The organism is Microcoleus sp. Pol7_A1 (assembly GCF_036701085.1).
Classification (GTDB): Bacteria; Cyanobacteriota; Cyanobacteriia; order Cyanobacteriales; family Microcoleaceae; genus Microcoleus; species Microcoleus asticus.
Genome location: NZ_JAUBQD010000007.1, coordinates 1 through 22,411, shown reverse-complemented (window position 1 = coordinate 22,411; position 22,411 = coordinate 1). Strand labels below are relative to the sequence as shown.

The window sequence follows — 22,411 nt, the reverse complement described above, 5'->3', positions numbered from 1 at the left end:
GTTGAACTCGACACAATGCCAAGAATACAGGCATTTGTCGAGTCTGGCATCAATCAACTACCCACCAACCCGCCGCTGGGCCGACGAATCGCACTACCACCCACCAAGCCACCAAAAGGCTAATCCCCATCCAGCTTCCGCGACTTGTCCACTTCACAAAATCTTCGCTTTGGGTTTTCGTGATTGGCAGCCAGGGAAGGATGCGTTCTTCTTTACCGTATTCGTCGCCGATCGACTCTTTGCGACGCTTAGATTCGCCCATAATCTTTGTCTGCTAAATTAGATTTCAACTGGATACCTAACCAAATTATAGGCCAACAGGTCATCTCAAGCCTGCGTCAACCAAGTCGTATCCAAATAATCAATCCTTGCAAAAGGACTCAAAGCCGCTAAAACCTGCTGTCCGTAACTGCGGTGAATCACCCTGCTGTCGAAAATCGCCACCACCCCTTGACGTTCTCGCACAGGCGCGATCGCCCGCTGCAACTCATTCAGCGCCGCCGGCAGCAAATACAACCGAAACCAATCCCTGCGCTGCTCCTTATAATAAGCCACACGCGCCGTCACTAAAGGATTTTCCAAAGAAGGCAATGGCAAAGTTGCGATCGCCAGCAAGTGAGGCGCGCTCAATTCCCCCTGATGTTCCCGCCAAAACTCCCACCCAGTCACCAAAATCGCATTCTCGCCCACATCTGTTTTTTCTACCTGCACCCGAGAACCGAATTCAGCAGCCAAAATTGCTGCCAGCCTAGCCTTCAGCGGTACATCACCAACAATCACCACAGTTAACCCCGCCACCGACGCGCTCATAAACAGCAAAGTCCGAATTTCTTCAATTAAAACTCCCTGAAATTCCGGCGTATTCGGCAGCGGCAGCCAGTTGGGAATGTACAGTTGAATTAATTCGCTTTGTCGATCGGGCGAAAACTTAACGCTCGTCAATTCTGGCAGTCCCAGCATTTGCCGGAAGATCGGAGCCTTCGGTTCCACATCCACCGCCCCCCCAATCAACACCACAGGCTGACAATCCCAAATTTTGCTCAAAACCTCAGCCACCTGAACCGGCGCGCAGAACAGAGAAAATGAGCCAGCCTCCCGATGAATTTGCGCCCACCGCAGTTTTCCGTTTGCTTCCCACCGCTGCCAAAAATTGCTCCAAGCAGCCGGAATCAGCGAATTCGGCTCGATCCTTTCAAACAGCCCCTTTAAAATATTTTGCTCTGCCGTTTCCAGCAAATAGCACTCCTCTGGTTTCGCCGGATGCTGAAAAAAAGCCCGCGTTAGCAGTACCCGCCCTTGGAGGATTGCATCGGCTTCCAAAGGCTGAGATTGCATTAAATCGTTCCAGTCAGCCGGTTGCAAACACGCCGTCAATTGCTCGCGCGTCCAAACTTCCAAGTCATCCACACCGTCGATAATTGTCGGAATATTGCTCTGAAGTGGCGAATCCACAGCCAAGCGAGCCGCCAGCCAAGACTCAGGATCTGCTAGCATCAATCCTCGTCCAGTGGGATTATCGGAATAACTCTCGATCGGCTTATCAGTTTGCAGCCACTCTTGCAAGCGCGGAATTTCCACCGCCTGCAAATGTTTCAGCAGCGGTGTCGGCGCCACCAAAATCACAGGCTGCGGCCACATCAAAATCGGCATCAAATAGCTGACTCGATACCGCTGTCGGTAAGCTCCAGCGGGAAGCCCCGTTTGGATCAGGGCGCTGCGCCCCAAGCGCAAAGCCCGCGCCACAAGTCGCGCCATCGTTAAATGATGCGGCCAGTGCGGCTCGGAGTTCGATCGCAGGAAGCGGAGCAGCGAGTTGTGGACTTCTACCTCAATCAATCGATTGTACTGTTAACATTCCTCACTCAACATAATCAAAACTTGCCAGAAAATCAACTACTTTTTGACCGAGAGGCACACTGAATATACTCTCCTGATGAATTGCCCCTCCTTTCCCAAAATTCCCGTGACAATTCACCGTCAAGCTCTCCTCTCCCGAACTAATTAAAATAGTTTGTGTAGGTGACTCAAAAAACTTAGTTGTCCGATAGACGATTGGGATAGTAGAAAGCAAATATATCAATTTATTTAAATTATCCCTCACTGCACTCAATGCTTTACACAACTGCACTATCCGTTTTTTCTCCAAGTTTTGATTTTCAATATTTTTGCCAATTGCCACAATATTTTCCTGAGTTTGTACAGCATCCTTAAAAGGAATAATCGCTAAAAAAGCTGCTGCCAATAAATGCTCGTCGCTATCAAATTTAAAAGTAATAATTGTCCGGCGGTAGCCGACTTCAATATTGGGAGGACAGCTCATTGCCGGGTAAAGTTGAGCTATTTCCCTGTAAGCGGTTGCTAAAAAGATGTTGGCTGAGTGGTCTAAAAGTGCATCTACCACAATTCGCACTAACCCGGGGGTGCGATTTAAAAATTTTCTCGATTCTGAGGGCGAATTAAATTTTTGAATCAGAGTGCGATCGCCTGCGGAGCTGAGATCAACCCACTGGCAAGTAATATCATCTGCGATGATACCAAACCGGGGAACCAAATACAGTTTTGCCCCTGTTAAATTTGCTCCTCTCAAATCAGCGCCCACCCAATCTGCATTAATCAAATTAGTTTCTGTCAAATCAGCGTGAACCAAACTAGCATTTGCTAAATTAGTATTTCTTAAATCTGCTCCGTTGAGGTTGGCTCCGCTGAATTTAGAATCGCTCAGATCTGCACCGTTGAGGTTAGCTCCGCTCAAATCAGCCCATTTGAGATTAGCTCCGCTCAAATCGGCACCGCACAGATTCACCTGCTGCAAAGAAGCTTGTCTCATATCGGCATTGCTCAAATTGACGCCGCTAAGTTCTGCTTTCGTCAAATCGGCCCCGTGCAAGTTAGCTCCTTGAAAGTTAGCTGAAGAAGCCGAAGCACCTCTGAGATTTGCACCGGAAAGATTAGCACCGCACAGGTTAGCCTGCGTCAATTTTACCTCTCTTAAATCTGCTTCAGTCAGGTTGGCGCCGGTGAAGTTAGTGTTGCTGAGTTCGCAGCGGACTAATTCGCTTCTAATCAGGGATGCTCCGATTAATTGAGCTGCACTTAAATCGGCTCTCACTAAGTTTGCTACGTTGAGACTAGCCCCGTTTAAAATTGCCCGCGAGAGATTGGTGCTGCTGAGTCTAGCCACATTCAGGTTAGCTTCGCTCAAGTTAGCTTCGCTCAAGTTAGCGCCGCTGATGTTGGTGACAAATAAGCTAGCCCGCGTTAAAATTGATTGGCTGAGGTTGATGCGGCTGAGATTAGCTTCATTCAGGTTGATTCCTGTGAAATCTCTGTCACCTTCTTTGTATCTTTTGACGATTGCAAATCGTTTGAGAAGTTCATCAGCTTCCATTTTTTTACCTGACTGAAAGGGCAATCCGCTAACTTTTATAGACCATGAATATAAATTCTCTCAAATTAATTTATAGTATTTAATCGCCGAGCTGATAAAAGCTTTTGACAAATTCAACGACTGTATTTAGCGGCGGGGTTGTGAATCTTTGGGCTTTAATTGCAGGGCTGATAGAGGTTTTGTTGACTTCCGGCAAATTGGTCAAGTTTCTGCCAAAGTCTGGGTGATAGTGAACCATCAAATTTTCGGCGCTGGAGTTAGACAGTACAGTTTGGGTAGGCGATTGGAAAAAATTAGACACAGGTTCGCGATCGAGGCGAACCGGCTGAATTTTCATTTCCCCTATTTTTCTGATTGTTTTGGTCAGGGCTACGTTTAATTGCACTACCATATTTGAGACTCTGACTCCCAGGTTATTACCACTTTGTTGGGGTTGAATCATCTTGATCAGAGTAATGAGATTTTTCTGAGTAAATGCCGCGTCGCTAAAAGGAATAATGGCAACGAAAGCTGTGGGAAATAGTTGCTCGTCTTGGTCTATTCTAAATGAGATGATGGTGCGTCGGGAGTTAACTTCTATGCTGGGAGGATTGCTCAAACCTGAGTATTGACGGGCAATCTGACGGTAGGTAGCCGCGAGGATAAAGTTAGCGTCAGGGTCTAGGGGTCGATCGACAATAATTTGAACTGTCGGGGGTGTAGCATTGAAAAACCTTTGAGATTCTTCTGGAGTAAAGCGCTGAATGTGGCTGCGATCGCCGTTAGGACTGAGGTCAACCCAATCGCAGGTAATGTCATCTGCTTTCACACCAAACCTGGACACCGCGTAAATTTTTGCCCCCGTCAGAGCCGCCCCCGTCAAATCTGCGCCTACCCAATCAGCGTGAATCAAATTCGCTTGGGTCAAATCCGCGTGTACCAGAGTAGCGTTCAACAGGTTGACATTGCTCAAATTTGCCCCGTACAAGTTGGCCCCGCTCAATCTCGCTTCGTCGAGGTCAGCGCCGGTCAGGTTCGCCCCGCTGAGGTCGGCCCACCGGAGATTAGCGCCTCGCAAGTCAGCGCCGCTGAGGTTTGCCTGAGAAAGATTAGCTTGTCTGAGTTCGGCATTGCAGAGGTTGACTCCTCGCAAGTCTGCCCTGCTGAGGTCGGCTCTGTGCAAGTTGGCCCGTTCCAAGTTGGCTGCTGTTAGGGAAGCGCCTCTGAGGTGAGATCCGCTGAGGTCGGCTTGCTCTAGATTGGCTTCTCTGAGGGTTGCTTCTCTCAAATCTGCTTCGCTGAGGTTTGCACCGCTCAAGTTTGCACTGCTGAGGTCGGCTCTGATCAGTTCGGCTCTGATCATTGTAGCTTCGACGAGTTGGGCTTCGCGGAGGTCGGCTCGAATCAAGTTAGCCACGTTGAGGATAGCGCCGCTGAGGTTGGCTTTGTTGAGATTGGCACCGCTGAGTCTGGCAACATTGAGTTTGGCTTTTCTCATGTTGGCGTTTGATAGATTGGTGCCGCTCATGTTGGTGAGGCTCAAGATTGCCTCACTGAAATTAGCCCCGCTGAGATCGATCCTGCTGAGATTTGCCTCGCAAAGGAGGATGGCAGTAAAGTCTCTTTCTCCTGCTGCATATTTGGTGATTAGTTCTTCGGCATCCATGCTTTTCAATTTCCCTGATGTGTTAGCTAGAACAAAGCTTTGTTGTGCCAACCTTTAAACTAGAATAAGCATTTTTTGTAACTTGATGCAATATGCCTAAACATCTATATTGTGGAAGCCTTTTATAAAATCCAAAATGGTATTTATATTAGCTTGAGCCAATTTTGTGCTTTCGGCTAACTTGGCAGAGGTTGAGTTGTTCGGGTCGTATTTTTTAATCAAGCGCTTGCCGAAGGCTGGGTGGTGATATACGCTGAGTCTTTGGTCGCGGGAATTAATTAAGATCATCTGTGTTGGAATCTGAAAAAAATTGATGCTTTCGCCGATTTTTGGAAAAGAACTTGAAATTTTGATTTGGTCTACTTTGCTAATAGCTTGGTTGAGAGCTTTGCTGCATAATTGGACGTGTTTTGATTCTTTGACGTTAAGTTTGCCTGCATCGTGAGATTGAATCATTTTCATCAAAGCGATCAGGTTTTTTTGAGTTGTGGCGGCGTCGTTAAAAGGAATGATGGCAACGTAAGCGGTGGCAAATAATTTATCGTCGCTGTCCATTTTAAAGGCGAGTACGGTGCGCCTGGAGCTGACTTCGATCGTGGGCGGCTGACTTAAACTCGGGTATTGTTGGGCAATTTGGTAATAAGTTGCAGCCAGGGCAAAATGAGCGCCTTGATCTAAGGGCGAGTCAATCACAATCCGAACTGTGGGTAAGGTTTCGTGAAAAAATTCGTGGGTTCCTCCGGAGTTTAACCAGTAAATTTGGCTGTGGTCGCCGTTGGGGCTGAGATCCACCCACTTGCAGGTCATGCCTTCGGTTTTGATGCCGAGCCGCGAAACGGCGTGGAGTTTGGCTCCGGTTAAGGTGGCTCCGGTTAAGTCGGCTCCAATCCAGTCGGCCCGGATCAGATAGGCATTTGACAGGTCGGCGTGAACTAAACTGGCATTCAGCAAGTTGGCGTGGCAGAGGTCGGCTCGGCTGAGGTCGGCACCGCTCAATTTGGCTTCGCTGAGGTCGGCCCAGCGGAGATTGCAGCCGCTGAGGATGGCCCAGCGCAAATTGACGCCGCTGAGGTCGGCGCCGCTGAGTACGGCTTGAGTGAGGTTGGCTTGCCGCAGTTCTGTGCCTCGCAAGTCGGCGCCGCTGAGGTCGGCTCGGCTGAGGTCGGCGCCTTGCAGGTTGGCTTGTTCGAGGTTGGCTTCTGTCAAGCACGCGCCGCTGAGGTGAGCGCCTCGAAGGTTGGCTTGAGCGAGGTTGGCTCCTCGGAGGGTGGCTTCGGTGAGGGTGGCGCCGCTGAGGTTGGCTTCGCTGAGGTTGGCTCCGCTGAGCTCGGCTCGAATTAGCTCGGCTCTGATCAGTTTGGCTCTTGTGAGTGTGGCTTTTTTGAGGTCAACTCGCACTAGGTAGGCGACGTTGAGGTCGGCGTCGGTGAGGTCAGCGCCACCGAGATGGGCGCCGCTGAGTCTGGCGATGTTGAGTTTGGCACCGGTGAGATTGGCACCGGTGAGGTTGGCACCGCTCAGGTTTGCTACACTCAGATTCGCACCCTTGAGGTTGGCTCCGCTCAAGTTGACACCGCTGAGGTTGGCCTCAGTCAGGTTGATTCCGGCAAAGTTTCTTTCTCCGGCAGCATATTTTTTCAGGAGTTCCTCGACTGTCATGGGGGCGGCACCGTATCAAATATCCCCATTTTATTGCTATGAATATCGGTATTGTAGGACTGGGTTTAATTGGTGGCTCGATCGGGCTGGATTTGCGATCGCACGGGTTTAATGTTTTTGGGGTTTCGAGCCGGCAGCAGACTTGCGATCGGGCGCAAGCTCGCGGTGTTGTCAATGAAGCCAGCATCAACCTGTCTCTGATGGCAGCAGCCGATGTGGTTTTTATTTGCACGCCGCTGGGGTCGATCGAGCAGATCGTCCGAGAGTTGGTGCCCTATCTTTCCCCTGATACTATTCTAACGGATGTCGGTTCCGTAAAAACACCCATAGTGCAGGCTGTGTCTTCTCTGTGGCCGAATTTTGTGGGGGGACACCCGATGGCGGGGAATACTGAAAGCGGGATTGAGGCGGCGGTAAAGGATTTGTTTGTGGGCCGGCCTTACGTGGTGACGCCACAGGCTCAAACGCCGGCGCTTGCGGTGGATAAGGTTGAGGAGATTGCACGATCGCTGGGTGCTAAAGTTTACCGATGTGAGCCGGAAGAGCACGATCGAGCTGTGGCTTGGATTTCTCATTTGCCGCTCATGGCGAGCGCGACGCTGGTTGCTGCCTGCGATCGAGAGGGCGATCGGAATATTGTTAATTTAGCCCAACATTTGGCGAGTTCGGGTTTTCGGGACACGAGCCGCGTTGGCGGCGGCAATCCCGAACTGGGAGTGATGGTGGCGAAATACAATCGAGAGGAATTGTTGCGATCGCTCTCTATTTACCGCGACAGTCTCGACGAGTTCATCAGCGATATCGAAGCCGAAAATTGGCAAGCTCTCGAACACAAGCTGAAGCTGACTCAACAAGCCAGACAAAATTACAACTTATAGGCCAAAAAATACTTAAAACGGTCCCCGTCTCGATTATGATTTGTGGACGCCTATATATTGAGTTTCAATGTACACTTATTCTCGACTCAAGAGATTTTTACTGGGTGAATCTCTCCCCACCAGTGCATCTGTTCACGAACGGCTAAGCAACGCTGCTGGACTAGCTGTTCTGGCTTCCGATGCACTTTCATCTGTTGCCTACGCTACTCAAGAAACTCTGCTCGTGCTATTACTAGCGGGGAGTAGCAGTTTGAGTTTATCGCTGCCTATTTCTGGAATTATTATTTTACTGTTGGCGATCGTGGCGCTGTCTTACCGACAGACAATTAAAGCGTACCCCAACGGCGGTGGCGCTTACATTGTAGCGCGAGAAAATTTAGGTATTTATCCCGGTTTGATCGCAGCAGCTTCGCTGATGATTGATTACATCCTCACCGTAACAGTGAGTATTTCGGCTGGCGTTGCGGCCTTGACTTCAGCATTTCCCGGACTGGAACCGTATAGAGTGGAAGTGTGCTTATTTTTTATTGTCTTAGTCATGTTTGCCAATCTCAGGGGCGTGCGGGAATCGGGCAATATATTTATGGTTCCCACCTATGGGTTTCTCGTTGGCATTTTTGTTTTGATTGGCTGCGGTTTATTCCAACAGGCAACAGGTCATGTTTTTCCGACCTTAGAAAATATTCCTGCTAAGGAACCTTTGGGGTTATTTCTGCTGGCGCGGGCCTTTGCGGCGGGCTGTACAGCCCTGACTGGAGTTGAAGCCATATCAGACGGGGTGTTGGCTTTTAAGCCTCCTGAATGGAAGAATGCGCGCCTGACTTTGAGCTATATGGGGGGAATTCTGGGAGCGATGTTTTTGGGGATTAGTTACTTGGCTCATATTTATCAGGTGATTCCTACAGAACATGAAACGCTCCTTTCTGTATTGGGAAAACAGATTTTTGGTGTCGGTATATTTTATTACTATTTGCAGGCAGCAACTCTGTTAATTTTGCTGTTGGCGGCGAATACGAGTTATGCAGATTTTCCGCGACTTTGTTATTTTTTGGCGCGGGACGGGTACTTGCCCCGGCAGTTGTCGCTGTTGGGCGATCGACTGGTTTATTCTAATGGGATTAATCTGCTAAGCTTCTGCGCTGCTCTTTTAATTATCATCTTTCAAGGCAATACAAGTGCCGTGCTTCCCCTGTATGCGGTTGGAGTTTTCACTTCTTTTACTCTCTCCCAATCGGGAATGGTAATTCACTGGTTTAAGGAGCGAGGTAAAGGTTGGCAAGTTAGTGCTGTGATGAACGGTATTGGTGCAGTGGCAACAACGGGAGTTTTGGCTGTAATTCTCGCTACAAAATTCCTTTTGGGAGCTTGGGTTGTCGTAGTAACTATTCCGATCGTAGTCAGTCTATTTTTAGCTATTCACCGACACTATCGGTATGTAGCGGCTCGCTTGAGCATTCAGGGAATAGAACCGAGGTCTTATCTTCGCAGACCTAGAGTTAAGACGGTGACACATCCGGCAGTGGTGTTAATCGGGCAGTTGCACCGAGGAACTTTCGAGGCCCTCGATTACGCTCGTTTAATTGCTGATGAAGTTGTGGCAGTTCACGTAGATATTGGTTTGACCGATCGAGCAAAATTACAAGCGGCTTGGCAAGATTTGCAGTCAGACATTCCTTTGGAAATTCTGGACTCGCCTTACCGTTCTGTTGGTTCGGCTTTGACGCACTTTTTGACTTTGTTTGAAGAACAGCGACCGGGAGTATATTTAACGCTGATCATTCCGGCTTTTGTGACGCGAAATTGGTGGGAGGGACTGCTGCACAATCAAACTGCTTTCTTTTTGAAAGCGGCTTTGCGGGCTAAAAGAAGTCGGGTGGTGACGACGGTTAGGTATTTTCTTTAAGGGGGGATGGGCAACCGCGCGGGATGGCCCCTACTTCCTGGCAATGAAGGCTGGAATGCTCGATGAGGCGCTGGCCCAAGAAAACCGGTTTCTTCGCAAAATCTTTGGTTTGGATGCGATTTATCTAGGCAGAAACTATGTTTCTGACACCGCTTGGTAAATCATATATATTTATTAAAAATTCAATGAAAGGGTTGACATATCAAAAATGATATGTCATAAATTTAGTCATTAGATAAGTTGCCTTTCAACTTATGTGGAAAAAGATTGCGGCTGCTGAACCCAAGTCTTTTGTTCCCTAAAAAAGCTCTTCAACTCTTGGGGGTTGCTATGCAACCCGCAACAGACTATTTATGCAGCAGCCAAAAAACTTGAACAGGCTTTTGCGAGCTTTGTCTCGGCAAGGTCTTGATGTTAGTTACGACAATAAAGTCTACTCGATTTGTCTCAATAGTTCTCTGAAAGAACAGTGGCAAGATGCCGATGCTCCAACAGCAGAAGTTTTGCTCCCAGAGGGTTTTCCGGTGGAAGCAAAGGCGCTCAAACAGTTAGCAAATTTGGCTAATGTTCGTCATCCTCAAGGTGGTTGCGTTTGCCGCACTTGCGCTACTCCTGACTTCCATCCGGGGGATGGGGGGGTGGCGATCGGCTCTATTGTAGAAACAGTAGGAATGGTGATTCCGGCGGCTGTCGGTTCCGATATAAACTGCGGGATGCGGTTACACGTTGCGGATTTGTCGATCGAACAATTCCTCAGTCAGCGCGATCGATTTGTAGAATTGCTCAAAGGGGATTATTTCTTCGGTACTCGCGATGTCAGCATGACTGCAAAAACTGCTGGCGCGATGTTCCAACACGGGATTCCCGGATGGCTGGATGCTTTGCGGGACAAGCCAACCGGCAGCGCGGCTAATTCGGATTTCGAGCAGTTGGCGTCAGAGTGCGATCGCACTTTTCTCGACGGTTCCATGAATGGCGATGTGAAATGGGCTCCCGCAGAATTAGTCCCAAATGACCAAGAATTTCTTGATGGTACCCGCCACGTGATTTATCCGTGGAATCAATCCAAAATCGAAAATCGAAAATCCTCAAGCCCCCGCATTTATCCGTGGGGTCAATCTAAAATCTAAAATCTAAAATCTAAAATCGATTGACGGCTTAGTCAGGGATGGCGGGTTAGCTACCATCGGCGGCGGCAATCACTTTGTCGAAATTCAAGTGCTTGAGGAAGTTGTCGATCGAGCTACGGCTTATACTTGGGGAGTTCGATCGGGACAAATCGCTTTCATGGTTCACTCGGGTTCGCGGAATGTCGGCAAATACATCGGCGGAATGTGGCGCGATCGAGCTTGCGAAGCCTGGCCGAAAACTCTGAAACATCCTGAATCCAGGCTTTTTCCGCTGTCTGTCGCAGCAAATCCCGAACTTGTGAACAGCTACCTGCAAGCGGAAGCAACAGCCGCTAACTACGGTTTTATCAACCGTTTGCTGCTAGCAGAATTTCTGCGGTTGCGTTTGCGGCAAGTTTTCGGCGATGTCGAAGCTCCCTTAGTATACGATTTGCCTCACAATATCACTTTAGGCGAAGGTGCCGGCTGGGTAACGCGCAAGGGCGCTTGTCCCGCACATTTGGGCCAGCCTGTAATTGTACCGGGTTCGATGGGCGCGCCCTCTTATTTGCTGGTTGGGAAGGGGAACGATCGATTTTTGCGATCGGCTTCTCACGGTGCAGGAAGGGCGCGATCGCGCTTCGATATGAGTCGCAAAGGTGTTGACAAAACTGACTCCGCTTTGGGATTAACCGACGTAGATTGCATTACTTTGCGCGAAGAACGCAGAATCGAAGAAGCACCGGCAGCTTACAAGCCAATTCAACCAGTAATTGACGTTCAGGTTGAGGCGCAAATAGTTGGTGTAGTCGCTAAAATGAAGCCAGTGTTAACGTTTAAAGCCTAGGAACGGGGCTTTTGAGAATTAAAAATTAAACAAGGGTAAGGTGCGCGCAGATCACCCTACTAATTTTTAATTCTCTGCCCTATTTCTGATGCCCCATGCCCTATGAATGATTTTCAAGCATCACCAAATCCATCAAAACCTGTCCATCCCCTAAAGCGGCTGCTGAAGTACGGCCGCCGCTACCGCCTGAAAGCTTGGCTGGCAAGTATCTGTTCCCTGCTCAATAAATTCTTCGATTTAGCGCCACCAGCATTAATCGGTATTGCCGTTGATGTGGTGGTGAAACAGCAAGATTCTATCCTCGCTCAGTGGGGCATAAAAGATGTCTTTTGGCAACTGGCAATTATTACTCTTTTGAGCGCGATTGTTTGGACGTTGGAATCTGTTTTTGAATATGCCTATGATTATTTGTGGCGCAATTTGGCTCAGGATATCGAACACGATTTGCGCCTGGAAGCTTACAGCCATTTGCAGGAGTTAGAATTAGCTTATTTTGAAGAACGCAGCACGGGCGGTTTGATTTCTATTCTCAATGATGATATCAATCAACTGGAACGTTTTTTGGACGACGGCGCTAATGAAGTGATTCAGGTAATGACAACGGTTGTTGTGATTGGCGCGGCTTTTTTTGCTGCATCTCCTGGTGTGGCTGGGCTGTCAATGCTGCCGATCCCTTTTATTATTTGGGGTTCGATCGCCTTTCAAGATCGCCTCGCTCCTCTCTATGCTGATGTGCGGGAAAAGGTGAGTTTTCTGAACGGGCAACTGTCGAATAATTTGATGGGAATTACTACTATTAAAAGTTTTACTTCCGAAGACTATGAAATTCAGCGTATCGAAACACAAAGCCAAGCTTACCGCCAAAGCAACCGACGGGCGATCGCACTTTCGGCAGCTTTTATTCCGCTAATTCGGGTTGTGATTTTCTTGGGGTTTATTGCAACACTATTTCTGGGCGGTTTGGAGGTTGTGGCGGGCCGGTTGTCTGTGGGAACTTACAGCGTTTTGGTGTTTTTGACCCAGCGGTTGCTGTGGCCGCTGACTCGCCTGGGAGATACTTTGGATCAATACCAGCGCGCAATGGCTTCTACTAATCGGGTGATGAATTTGTTGGATACTCCGATCGCGATTCACACGGGTGATATTCGGCGGCCTGTTAGTTCGATTAAGGGTGAGTTGGAATTTAAAAATGTTACTTTTTCTTACAATCAAAGAAAGCCGATTTTGCAGTATTTTTCTCTGACTCTGCCGGCCGGAAAAACTACTGCGATTGTTGGCGCTACTGGTTCGGGAAAAAGTACGCTGGTGAAACTAATCTTGAGGCTGTACGAGGTACAGTACGGCAATATTTATCTCGACGGTATAGAATTAAATAACCTGAATTTAAAAGATTTGCGCAGAGCGATCGGATTGGTGAGTCAAGATGTGTTTTTGTTTCACGGTACGGTGGCAGAAAATATTGCTTACGGCAGTTTTGAGGCAAGCAATCGAGAGATAGTAAATGCTGCTAAAATTGCGGAGGCTCACGAGTTTATTTCGCAATTGCCCGACGGTTACAACACTATTGTAGGGGAACGCGGTCAAAAATTGTCGGGGGGGCAGCGGCAGCGAATTGCAATTGCACGGGCTGTTTTGAAGAATCCGCCGATTTTGATCCTTGACGAAGCTACTTCAGCGGTGGATAACGAGACTGAGGCGGCAATTCAGCGCTCGCTCGAACGAATTACCAAAAATCGCACTACAATTGCGATCGCCCACCGTCTTTCTACTGTCCGCAATGCCGATTGCATTTGTGTCATGGAAGAGGGGCTGGTGGTAGAATCGGGGCAGCACGAACAACTGATCGAACAGGACGGAGTTTATGCGGCGCTCTGGCGCGTGCAATCTGGTATAAGATAGAAACGCAGCGGTTTTGGGTAATTGGGAATTGGTAATTAGTAATTGCTAATATCATGTCTGGTCGCATCATAACTATATCGGTGGGGCGGGTTTATGAGATAATTAGTTTGACACGTAGATTGTTAGTAAAACCCGCCCCACCGATATCGAAAATTATCCTATAGCGAATCAACCACACATGATATAATTGGTAATTTTAATTCTAACTAATGACAACTGCCAACTGACAACTGACTGCTGACTGTAAAATATTAGTTTATACAAACAAGAAGAGAAAATGTTTCTATTTGATAGCCCTGAGTCCAAACCCAACGAAAATAGCTGGAGTCGGAAATTAGATAAATTTGTGAAAGCTAATCAACATGAATTGGCTGCTTTGGCTTGGGGACTATTTCTGGAAAGGGGAGAAGAAAGCGAGGAGATTTTAGCAATTGATATTGCAGAAACTGCGCGTTTTGTGTATTGTAAGAAAGAGGCGGTTGAGGAGTTGAACCGTCAAGTGAGAAGTCATATTCAGGAAGTTGTAGGTGTGTTGAACGCTCACAAGCCTGAGAAGGAAGTGGCGATTTTGGCGATCGGTGAAGGTCAAATTAAGTTGATTCTTTTTGAACCTAAGCCTGAACCTCCTGTTTGTTTTGAGGAAGCTGCAACAGATGTTGATACATTGTTGGCTAAGCTCGAACAGCAGATGGTTGAATGTATGAAAGGATAAGATTACTCGGATCTTGAAATCGCGTCTACACAAACGAAGTCCGAGCAGAGGGGGACTAAGAAATGAAACGAGTATTTAAGCCTCATTTAGTATCAGTTTTCCGAGGGCTTGGATGACGCTGGAACGGACTTCTGGCGAGGTGTCTTTGAAGGCTTTAACTAATATGGGCGCGATGGCGACATCTCCTATTTTTCCCAGTGCTTCTGCTGCTTTCGCCCTGACAGCGGGTCGGGCATCCTCTAGGGCGGTGCACAAGGTGTCTAGCACCATCTGATAGTATGCGGGATTTTGAATCATGCTCTGAGCCTCCGGTTTGCATAGAGCTTACTGCTGTTTTATTTTACATCTTGCATCTCTGTCAGGAACAGGCATCTTGCCTGTTCCACAAAGAGTAAATTTTCTTCTGGGGTGGGCGTCTCGCGCACCCTGAAAGCCTTATTAAAAATGTTGCAATATTTCAGCAAACTTTTGGGTTGGCTGGCTATTTCACGTCTTCGGATACGCCTTCGATGAAGGCAACAAGTCCTTTGCCCCAGGGGTTTGATTCGGCGAAGTGTTCGCCAACTTTCACGGCTGCTTTTTTGCCACCGTTGTAAAGCCGTTTGAGGCTGATTAGGTTTTGCCACTCGATGGGTTTTTGCTCTTTGATTACCTTAAATTCTGCATCAATAATATTGAGTGCCTGTTGTTCGTCTTGCACATAGCTATACTTTTTTTCTAATGTCTGAATGATTTGCACTACTGCATTCAGCGCAGCTTCAGGGGAGGATTGCTGGGCGGTGAAGGTGATATTTTGGGCTTGATTGGCGTAGTTATCTCCGAAGTTTAAAGGGGCCTGGAAAGTAGAATGGGAGAAGTCTTGGGTGGGTTTATCAGACATTTCTTTTGTTGTTTTGTGGATTTGCTGAGTGGTTTCGTCAATTTTAGCAAGGAGATCCTTTGGTTGGGGTGGTTTGGCTGGGTGCGGTGCTAGGGGCAACTGACGAATCTCGTAGTTGTAGTATTTGCAGGCGGCTTGGATGGCGAGGATGGCGCGGTGAACTTCTTTGCCGGATGCGGAGGGAATTAAGTTGAGGAGGTGGGGGAGATGGAGGGCGACTTTCTCTGTGTGGTGCTTAGCGATGTTGCCTAAGGCATCTGCCGCGCTCCAACGCACACCAGAGTCTGAATCTTCAACGAGTTTAAGCAATCCCGGAATTGCTGCCTTGTCACCGATTTTGCCTAAGGCCTCTGCCGCTTTCCCACGCGTATAAAAGTCTGAATCTTTAACGAGTTCAAGCAATCCCGGAATTGCTGCCTTGTCACCGATTTTGCCTAAGGCCTCTGCAGCTCTCCAACGCACATCATATTTTGAATCTTTAACGAGTTCAAGCAATCCCGGAATTGCTGCCTTGTCACCGATTTTGCCTAATGCCTCTGCCGCTTTCCCACGCACATAATAGTATGAATCTTTAACGAGTTTAAGCAATCCCTTAATTGCTGCCTGACCACCGATTTTACCTAATGCCTCTGCCACACTTTTACGCACATCATAGTCTGAATGTTCAACGAGTTTAAGCAATTCCTCAATTTCTGCCTTGTCACAGATTTTGCATAAGGCCTCTGCCGCACTAGATCGCACATCAGAGTCTGAATCTTCAAGGAGTTTAAGCAATCCCTTAATTGCTGCCTTGTCACCGATGTTGCCTAAGGCATCTGCCGCACTCCATCGCACATCAGAGTCTGAATGTTCAACGAGTTTAAGCAATCCCTCAATTGCTGCCTTGTCACGGATGTTGCCTAAGGTATTTGCCGCTCGCCGACGCACATCAGAGTCTGAATTTTCAACGAGTTTAAGCAATTCCTTAATTGCTGCCTTGTTACCCATTTTGCCTAAGGCCTCTGCCGCACTCCAACGCACGCCATAGTCTGAATTCTTAACGAGTTTAAGCAATTCCTTAAATGCTGCCTTGTTACCCATTTTGCCTAAAGCATCTGCCGCTCTCGATCGCACATCAGAGTCTGAATCTTCAACGAGTTTAAGCCATCCCTCAATTGCTGCCTGGTCACCGATTTTGTCTAAGGAATCTGCGACACTCCAACGCACATCATAGTCTGAATCTTCAACGAGTTTAAGCAATCCCTCAATTGCTGCCTCGGAACCGATATTGCCTAAGGCATCTGCCACACTCCAACGCACATCCGAGTTTGAATGTTCAACGAGTTTAAGCAATCTCGAAATCGCCACCTCGGAACCGATTTTACCTAAGGCATCTGCCACCCTCCAACGCACATCAGAGTCTGAATCTTCAACGAGTTCGAGTAATCTCGGAATCGCCTCATCCGATCGCGCTTCCTCCAAAAGCTCAACCTTCAACCATCCCGGCACATCCAACCCATCCACCAACCCAACCGTGCGCTTCTGAAACTTCCACTGCACCTCCCCCGCCAGCCGCGCCCCCAACCTCAAATCCACATCTAATGCCATCCGCACCACCCGCACCGCCTGCACCTCATCCCCCAACAAGGACAGCATGAACGCCAGAGGCTCCGTCCATTTAAAATAATTCAAATAGAAATGCTGCAACCGTTCATCCTCGATCGCATCAATATGCCTTTCAACCAACAGTTTCAGCAACGCCCGCCCCGCATAATACTCCTGAAATAATTGGTGATGAAACTCAATTTCCTCCGGCTTTGCCGCCACCTGCAACAGATGGTGCTCCAGCAAATCCTCTAGCCATTCCTTCGCCTTCGTTGGCGCATCCAGCACCCCCCGATCGCCCAACCAGCACTCCAAAATCCCCTCAGCCCGATCGCGAGAAATCGCCACCCAGCCCTCCGTAGGCTGCTGCGAGTCGCCCTGCAACATCACAAAAGCCAACTGCTGCAAAAGCTCTGGCTTGAACCGCCGAAAATCGTCCGAAACCGAGGGAACACCCTTAAACTCGTCATACTGGTGATCGAACTTCTGAAACAACTCGCCCTTACTCTGGGGAATTTCCCCGGTATTTTCAAACACCTCACACATCATCTTCAGCAGCAACGGCGTTTCTGCCACCTCTGGCAGGCGATCGCGCAATTGTTGCAGCAGCAAATCCCCATGTTGCGGCAAATGCTTGTGCACAAACTCCCGCATCTGCGCTTCCGTCAGCGCGCACATCTCCAGCTTTTTCTCAATGCCCAAAGATCCGCCCAGCGCCAAATCCCGCGTCGTGAAAATCATCGGCGTATCGGGATTGTCGTCGTGGAATAGCTGCAAATCCTGCCGCCTTTGTTGCGATGGCATCTCATTCACCCCATCCAGCAACAGCAGCAACCTGCCATCCAGCAGCAAATCATCCACCTCTTCCCGGCTAACTCTCAGCTTTGCTTGTCGAAATTCGGCACATATTGCTTCTAAAATCGAGCGATCGCTCCTCAACTGCACCAACACCGGAATCGGTCGATCGCCCTCATTGAGCGCTTCTAGTGCCCATTCCCACCGAAAACGCTGCAATACCGTCGATTTTCCCGAACCGGGCTTGCCCACTAGCAGCACTTTTCCCTGCTGCACGTACTTGCGGATTCCCGCCAGCACTTCCAGCCGCTCGATTTTCGTTTCTGGTTTATTTTGTGCGGATGGAGGTTGCGATCGATCCTCCGGTGGCTTTTCCACCCGCACCTCCACCTGTAAATCCGTCAGCGTGTAAAGATGCTGTTGTTTTTTATAAGACTCAACCAGGGATTGCAGATATTTAGGAAAATCAACTGGTGTCGCCATTTGATTATAGATTTTAGAATATGGATTTATTATAGATTTTTTCTCGATAGGCGATCGATGCTGAAAATTTGGGAAAAAAGTAGCATCAATATTCTGTGTGAGTAACCATCATCTCGATCCCCCCTAGCCCCCCTTAAAAAGGGGGGGACAAGAACTTACTCAAAGTCCCCCTTCTTAAGGGGGATTTAGGGGGATCGAAACTTCTATAAAAGCGAGATATTATTATCAATATCAGAATAACCAGCAATCAAAATAACCAGGGGGCGGCGCATCGTCATGCAAAATTTGAGTTCGATCTAAATCAGGTACAGCTTCCGCCAATTCAGTACCTAATTTTACTTCCTGTGCTCTGTCTGTTAATGGAAATGAAAATTGATAGCCATCTTGCAAATATTTTGCCCTAGCAACAATATCGTCTTTCTCTAAAATAGCGCTGTTAGTACCAATCAAAACGCTGTTAAAGTCCTTCCACAAACACACGCACACCTGAGAAAACACGCTTTGAAAAGTCTTGATTTTTTCCGCATAAAACTCATCTCTTTGCAGCAGATTTACCAGCACAACTCCCTCACTTGACAAGCGTTTTTCGCAGAGTTGATAAAATTCTTTCGTGGCCAGCCTGTGCGGAAAGTAGCCGTTGCCAAAAAATACGTCGGTCATGATGATATCGTACTGCATATCGGGATTTTGCTGTTCCAGATACTCTCTGCCGTCTTGAATTGTTACAGTCAGCCGATCGTCCAACTGCACGCCAAAACACTGTGTAGCTGCTTCGATCGCGATCGGATCGACATCGGCACATTCTATAACAGTTTCCGGCAAATAGTGGTGCAACACTAAGGGAATTCTGCCGCCGCCAAAACCAGCTATGTAGATTCTTTGAGGTTGGTTTTGCCACACTAAACCCAACATCATCGCCTGAGTATATTCAGACACTAGATGTAAAGGATTGTTGAAATCGAATACAGATTGCAGTAAATCTGTATGCAAATTAACTTTTTCTACTAAAGATAGCTTAATGTGCGATCGATCTTTTGTGACTGCAACATAGTGAACACCAGAATCTTTGCAAAAAATAACTTTGTCTGGCTGTTGTTGCAGCCAAGCCAGCCGCTGTTGAATGGCAGCTAAATTCATACGTTGCCAATTTTGGCGATCGTCAATCATGTAATAGCAAATCCCACTTATTTCTTAGTCGGCGCAGGCAGACGAGAGTTTGTGTAAATGCGATTTTAATCGCGAATATATAAATTAAGCAGACAGTATCCGTTTGTATGCCACCAACTCCAAACCCGAAATCGAAAAATCCACTCTTTCCCAATCTTCCTTGTCACCTTCCAAATTTTCAAAGGCTGCTGAGGTGAGCAAAATCTCTCCCCGTTCCGCTAAATCCTCTCCCAGCTTCGATGCCAGATTAAATTCGGAACCGTACATATCCTCTCCTTCCAGCATCAAAACATCGCCGCAACCAATACCAATGCAGAGGTGAATGTCCATTTCCGGCGGCAGTGTCGTGTTGACAGCCGCCGTTTGTTTCACAGAGTCGATCGCAGCTTCCACCGCCGATTTTACATCGGTAAACACTGCAAAAATATTGTCGGCTTCCTCCTTGACTACAGTACCGCCACAGTCTGAAATTATCGGTTTGACAATTCCGTGCATCCGGTGAATCATTGCCAAAAAATGAATGATTCCGTAGCGGACTGTCGTGCGCGAAAACCCCGACATATCCATTACTAAAATTGCGTAATTTTTGCGGAAAGTTGCATTAATTTTTTCATCAATTTCAGCCATCCTTTCGGGATGTTCGTTTCTTTCTTGCAACAACTTTTCCAAGTTAGCCCGGTTATTTGTTTTCATTTAAGTTTATTTAATTTAATTCCCAATCGCGACACAGTTCTTGAGGGCGGCCAGCAGGATGAACCGCACAGTTTAGCCCGTCCCTACCGTAATAATAATCGCAGACTTTGCAAGGTTTAGTTTGCTCTAATTTTTTCCTCAAAATTGCCCGGATTGTCTGAACTCGGTTGCGATACTTGTTGGCATTCGAGTGACTCGGTTCAATTGCCAAAGCTTGCTCGAAAGCTGCTAAGCTGGAATCGTACAATTTAATAATTTGGGGGCTGTATTTTGTCCAAGCATCGGCGTGGCTTTGATAAAGTTCGACTGTATTTAAATTTAAAATTCCGTATTCCGTCCAAGCGTCAGCAGAAGCTCGATCGAACTTAATATTGGCATTGAGCAAAACTTTTTTGATCGTTGCCAAAAGTTCCCTCGGCTGCCAAGGTTTGCTAACATAAGCCTCGGCGCGATCGCCCTGGAACCTCGAAAATAAAGCTAACTGCTGTCCCTTCCCTGTTAAAAATACCACCGGTATGTTCCGAGTTTCGGGATTAGCTTTAATTAAACGGCAAACGCCGTAGCCGTCTAAACGGGGCATTATGACATCTAATAATACTAAATCGGGGCAATTTTTCTCAATTTTATCCAGCGCTTCCACACCGTCAGATGCCTGAATTACATTCAATCCGCTGCATCTCAACTGATGTGAAATGCACTCGCGCTGGCTGCGGGAATCTTCCACAACTAAAACTGTACTCATCACTCCCCACCTGGTTTTTGAGGTAAACTTGTCCGCTGCTGCGAGTTGTCCTTGCTGAAATCAGTTTACCCGCATAGGATGAATTTGTTATCACTCGCAATCTAAATTTACTCAAATTGCAACAAATCTTAAACAGGGAAGCAAAGGTGATACTTATCAGAAAATGCTGGTTTTCAATAGGCGGATAATTGTTCAAGGTTTTGGTAGCAAATATGCGGCTTTTAAGCCTTAATAACGGCAAATCGTACTGATGTCGGACGAAAACTTTGTTGAATTGCAACAGATAATCGGCTACTGTATACGTTGAAGTTCTGAAGGACGACAAATGAATCGATTGCTCCTCACTTTATTGGTAAGTCCAACGCTGTTTGGATCTGTGATGTCTTTAAGCGCGATCGCAAATCCCGCTCAAATTGGCGAAACACCAAGCCAATCGGCTGATTCGCCCAAGTGTGTGCGATCGCCCCACACTCAGCGCCTGACTTGCGTGCGCCTCCCCGCCAAAACCGCTGCTGCTAATTCTCAACCAAAAATCAGTTGGCAGCGCCCTGCTGACGAACAGACGGCGATGCTCGATTTTACGGAAGAAGAAAGCGATGCCGCCGTGGCGATGTTTGGCTGCGACTGCCCGGTTTGTATCAATTCCCTGCGCCAGTTGCGCGGTGTGCCCCTGTTACCGGTGTAAGGCCGATCGATCGGACAGCATTGGGAATCAGGCTCAAAAACCAGGTTTCCGATCGCTGCGCGCTTTTGAGTGCCTTTAGCTTTCTCCTTTTTGAGAAATTGCAGTCAATTTGTTTCAGGGTTTCTAGCGATTTTGTATCTCTCAAAATCGGGTCTCTACTTTTTAGCTAGAACTTGTTTAAGTTGAGCAGTTGCTTGCTCAATTTTTTCGATACTCCCTGGGTTGACCAATCCGTAGTAGTCAAAAACGTAAACTCGATTATTTTTTGTGGCTGTTAGTTGATTCCAAAATGAATCAGATTTAAATTGGTCTAAAATTCCTTCTCCCCGATCGACTATAATGATTACTTCGGGATTAGCCTCTAAAACCTTTTCCGCTGAAAGCGTTACGTAGCCTCGCACGGGGCTATCTCCTTGCAATTGGGCTGCGACATTTTTCACGTTAAACTTACCCAGCAAATCTCCAGCCCAACTGCTTTGATTCGGCGATAAAATCGGTTGTCTGCTTACCAAAACTAAAGTGGCGGGGTTTTGATTCGGGATGTCTGCTAAAAATGTTTGGTAGCGTTTTAACAGGGGTTCGGGATTTGTATTGAGGGATTGAGCTAAAGTGGTTGTTAACTCTTCTAGGGATTTCCAGCTATCAACTTGAGTGAGTAAAGTTTTAATTCCAAGCTGCTGCAAATTTTGCATTGTTTGGTCGTGAAATCCCGACGCACCTACCACCAAATCCGGTTTCAATGCGATGATTTTTTCCAAATTGGGAGGGGTGCGTTCGCCAGTGACTGCGGTAATTCCTGTAAATTTGGAGTTGCTGCTGACTAATTTGCTGCCGGGAATTCCTACAAGTTTGGTTTTGTCGAGTTGATGGATAATATCGGCGGTTAAAGGTGTTAAAGCTACAACTTTTTCTACTGATTCGCTGTTAGTTGTTTGTGGTTGATTTGCTGATGGCGAAACAGCAGGAGTTGATTGCTGAAGTTGTGGTGGAGTGGCGGCGGAGCAAGCGGCAAATGCTAAACTCAGCAGCAGGATAGCGGTACGAGAAAACAAAGTTTTGTACATAGTTTAGGCTGGAGTTACAGCGAGTTTAGGCGCGGTTGAGACAGAATTGACGGGAAGTTCGATCGCACTTTAGCGCTTAATGATTTAAATATCAATAGTTTACGGTAAATTTTGTATAAAAAACCGCCTTTGTTACCTGAATGCGGATTTTTTCAGTATCTCTTAAGTTTTATTCCACCCTTGGGAATCAAGACTAGGTAATATAGTCATTTCAAATAAGTATGAGACACTCTTTCTGCACAATAAGCACGAATAATTTCATCAAGAGATGTGCCAGG

At 47.5% G+C, this 22,411-nt stretch carries 18 protein-coding genes; 7 read left to right on the top strand and 11 right to left on the bottom strand.

Going from position 1 to position 22,411, the window contains the following annotated elements:
- Positions 1-49: 49 nt before the first annotated feature.
- The 5 genes from QUA20_RS06560 to QUA20_RS06540 all read right to left on the bottom strand — a co-directional run bounded on the left by QUA20_RS06560 (position 50) and on the right by QUA20_RS06540 (position 6,692).
- Complete coding sequence (locus QUA20_RS06560; RefSeq protein WP_333186719.1) at positions 50-262, bottom strand: DUF2839 domain-containing protein; 213 nt, start codon at positions 260-262, stop codon at positions 50-52.
- Positions 263-327: 65 nt separating this feature from the next.
- Positions 328-1,836: a helicase C-terminal domain-containing protein gene (locus tag QUA20_RS06555; protein ID WP_333186715.1), complete on the bottom strand. Its 1,509-nt coding sequence runs from the start codon at positions 1,834-1,836 to the stop codon at positions 328-330.
- Positions 1,837-1,858: 22 nt separating this feature from the next.
- Positions 1,859-3,388 (bottom strand): pentapeptide repeat-containing protein, encoded by a 1,530-nt coding sequence (locus tag QUA20_RS06550; RefSeq protein WP_333186712.1) that lies wholly within the window; start codon positions 3,386-3,388, stop codon positions 1,859-1,861.
- Positions 3,389-3,467: 79 nt separating this feature from the next.
- Complete coding sequence (locus QUA20_RS06545) at positions 3,468-5,033, bottom strand: pentapeptide repeat-containing protein (protein ID WP_333186709.1); 1,566 nt, start codon at positions 5,031-5,033, stop codon at positions 3,468-3,470.
- 96 nt (positions 5,034-5,129) lie between these two features.
- Complete coding sequence (locus tag QUA20_RS06540) at positions 5,130-6,692, bottom strand: pentapeptide repeat-containing protein (RefSeq protein WP_333186707.1); 1,563 nt, start codon at positions 6,690-6,692, stop codon at positions 5,130-5,132.
- Between the two features lie 38 nt (positions 6,693-6,730).
- On the opposite strand from QUA20_RS06540, the gene QUA20_RS06535 reads away from it, so the two are divergent.
- From QUA20_RS06535 to ccmS, 6 genes are all read left to right on the top strand, one after another.
- Positions 6,731-7,570 carry a prephenate/arogenate dehydrogenase gene (locus QUA20_RS06535; protein ID WP_333186704.1) on the top strand — a complete coding sequence of 280 codons (840 nt, stop codon included), beginning with the start codon at positions 6,731-6,733 and terminating at the stop codon, positions 7,568-7,570.
- Positions 7,571-7,637: 67 nt separating this feature from the next.
- Positions 7,638-9,473, top strand: a complete 1,836-nt coding sequence (locus QUA20_RS06530) for an APC family permease (RefSeq protein ID WP_333186701.1) — start codon at positions 7,638-7,640, stop codon at positions 9,471-9,473.
- A gap of 353 nt (positions 9,474-9,826) precedes the next feature.
- Positions 9,827-10,603, top strand: coding sequence for an RtcB family protein (locus QUA20_RS06525; RefSeq protein WP_333186698.1), 777 nt, complete (start codon positions 9,827-9,829; stop codon positions 10,601-10,603).
- Positions 10,604-10,622: 19 nt separating this feature from the next.
- Complete coding sequence (locus tag QUA20_RS06520; protein WP_333186967.1) at positions 10,623-11,429, top strand: RtcB family protein; 807 nt, start codon at positions 10,623-10,625, stop codon at positions 11,427-11,429.
- A 102-nt stretch (positions 11,430-11,531) separates the two neighbouring features.
- Positions 11,532-13,328, top strand: coding sequence for an ABC transporter ATP-binding protein (locus tag QUA20_RS06515; RefSeq protein ID WP_333186695.1), 1,797 nt, complete (start codon positions 11,532-11,534; stop codon positions 13,326-13,328).
- A gap of 277 nt (positions 13,329-13,605) precedes the next feature.
- Complete coding sequence (gene ccmS, locus QUA20_RS06510; protein WP_333186693.1) at positions 13,606-14,040, top strand: beta-carboxysome assembly chaperone CcmS; 435 nt, start codon at positions 13,606-13,608, stop codon at positions 14,038-14,040.
- 75 nt (positions 14,041-14,115) lie between these two features.
- On the opposite strand, the gene QUA20_RS06505 is transcribed toward ccmS, so the two are convergent.
- From QUA20_RS06505 to QUA20_RS06485, 5 genes are all read right to left on the bottom strand, one after another.
- The gene (locus tag QUA20_RS06505) at positions 14,116-14,337 is read right to left on the bottom strand and encodes a HEAT repeat domain-containing protein (protein ID WP_333186690.1); all 222 of its coding nucleotides are present in this window, start codon (positions 14,335-14,337) and stop codon (positions 14,116-14,118) included.
- A gap of 184 nt (positions 14,338-14,521) precedes the next feature.
- Positions 14,522-17,782 carry a HEAT repeat domain-containing protein gene (locus tag QUA20_RS06500; protein WP_333186687.1) on the bottom strand — a complete coding sequence of 1,087 codons (3,261 nt, stop codon included), beginning with the start codon at positions 17,780-17,782 and terminating at the stop codon, positions 14,522-14,524.
- A 231-nt stretch (positions 17,783-18,013) separates the two neighbouring features.
- Complete coding sequence (locus tag QUA20_RS06495; protein ID WP_333186685.1) at positions 18,014-18,949, bottom strand: fused MFS/spermidine synthase; 936 nt, start codon at positions 18,947-18,949, stop codon at positions 18,014-18,016.
- A gap of 84 nt (positions 18,950-19,033) precedes the next feature.
- Positions 19,034-19,642 carry an adenylate/guanylate cyclase domain-containing protein gene (locus QUA20_RS06490; protein ID WP_333186682.1) on the bottom strand — a complete coding sequence of 203 codons (609 nt, stop codon included), beginning with the start codon at positions 19,640-19,642 and terminating at the stop codon, positions 19,034-19,036.
- 10 nt (positions 19,643-19,652) lie between these two features.
- Positions 19,653-20,384 carry a response regulator gene (locus tag QUA20_RS06485; RefSeq protein ID WP_333186678.1) on the bottom strand — a complete coding sequence of 244 codons (732 nt, stop codon included), beginning with the start codon at positions 20,382-20,384 and terminating at the stop codon, positions 19,653-19,655.
- Positions 20,385-20,709: 325 nt separating this feature from the next.
- Here QUA20_RS06485 and QUA20_RS06480 point away from each other — a divergent pair, with 325 nt between their 5' ends.
- Positions 20,710-21,069, top strand: coding sequence for a hypothetical protein (locus tag QUA20_RS06480; RefSeq protein WP_333186676.1), 360 nt, complete (start codon positions 20,710-20,712; stop codon positions 21,067-21,069).
- Positions 21,070-21,224: 155 nt separating this feature from the next.
- Here QUA20_RS06480 and QUA20_RS06475 read toward each other — a convergent pair whose 3' ends face one another.
- Positions 21,225-22,133, bottom strand: coding sequence for an ABC transporter substrate-binding protein (locus QUA20_RS06475; protein WP_333186673.1), 909 nt, complete (start codon positions 22,131-22,133; stop codon positions 21,225-21,227).
- Between the last annotated feature and the right edge of the window lie 278 nt (positions 22,134-22,411).

Bases quoted from the DNA above. Each gene is read 5' to 3' on its own strand.
- QUA20_RS06480 (WP_333186676.1), top strand. From the start codon at position 20,710: ATGAATCGATTGCTCCTCACTTTATTGGTAAGTCCAACGCTGTTTGGA.
- QUA20_RS06525 (WP_333186698.1), top strand. From the start codon at position 9,827: ATGCAGCAGCCAAAAAACTTGAACAGGCTTTTGCGAGCTTTGTCTCGG.
- QUA20_RS06490 (WP_333186682.1), bottom strand. From the start codon at position 19,642: ATGAAAACAAATAACCGGGCTAACTTGGAAAAGTTGTTGCAAGAAAGA.
- QUA20_RS06475 (WP_333186673.1), bottom strand. From the start codon at position 22,133: ATGTACAAAACTTTGTTTTCTCGTACCGCTATCCTGCTGCTGAGTTTA.
- QUA20_RS06535 (WP_333186704.1), top strand. From the start codon at position 6,731: ATGAATATCGGTATTGTAGGACTGGGTTTAATTGGTGGCTCGATCGGG.
- QUA20_RS06485 (WP_333186678.1), bottom strand. From the start codon at position 20,384: ATGAGTACAGTTTTAGTTGTGGAAGATTCCCGCAGCCAGCGCGAGTGC.
- QUA20_RS06550 (WP_333186712.1), bottom strand. From the start codon at position 3,388: ATGGAAGCTGATGAACTTCTCAAACGATTTGCAATCGTCAAAAGATAC.
- QUA20_RS06495 (WP_333186685.1), bottom strand. From the start codon at position 18,949: ATGATTGACGATCGCCAAAATTGGCAACGTATGAATTTAGCTGCCATT.
- QUA20_RS06540 (WP_333186707.1), bottom strand. From the start codon at position 6,692: ATGACAGTCGAGGAACTCCTGAAAAAATATGCTGCCGGAGAAAGAAAC.
- QUA20_RS06545 (WP_333186709.1), bottom strand. From the start codon at position 5,033: ATGGATGCCGAAGAACTAATCACCAAATATGCAGCAGGAGAAAGAGAC.
- QUA20_RS06515 (WP_333186695.1), top strand. From the start codon at position 11,532: ATGAATGATTTTCAAGCATCACCAAATCCATCAAAACCTGTCCATCCC.
- ccmS (WP_333186693.1), top strand. From the start codon at position 13,606: ATGTTTCTATTTGATAGCCCTGAGTCCAAACCCAACGAAAATAGCTGG.
- QUA20_RS06500 (WP_333186687.1), bottom strand. From the start codon at position 17,782: ATGGCGACACCAGTTGATTTTCCTAAATATCTGCAATCCCTGGTTGAG.
- QUA20_RS06560 (WP_333186719.1), bottom strand. From the start codon at position 262: ATGGGCGAATCTAAGCGTCGCAAAGAGTCGATCGGCGACGAATACGGT.
- QUA20_RS06505 (WP_333186690.1), bottom strand. From the start codon at position 14,337: ATGATTCAAAATCCCGCATACTATCAGATGGTGCTAGACACCTTGTGC.
- QUA20_RS06530 (WP_333186701.1), top strand. From the start codon at position 7,638: ATGTACACTTATTCTCGACTCAAGAGATTTTTACTGGGTGAATCTCTC.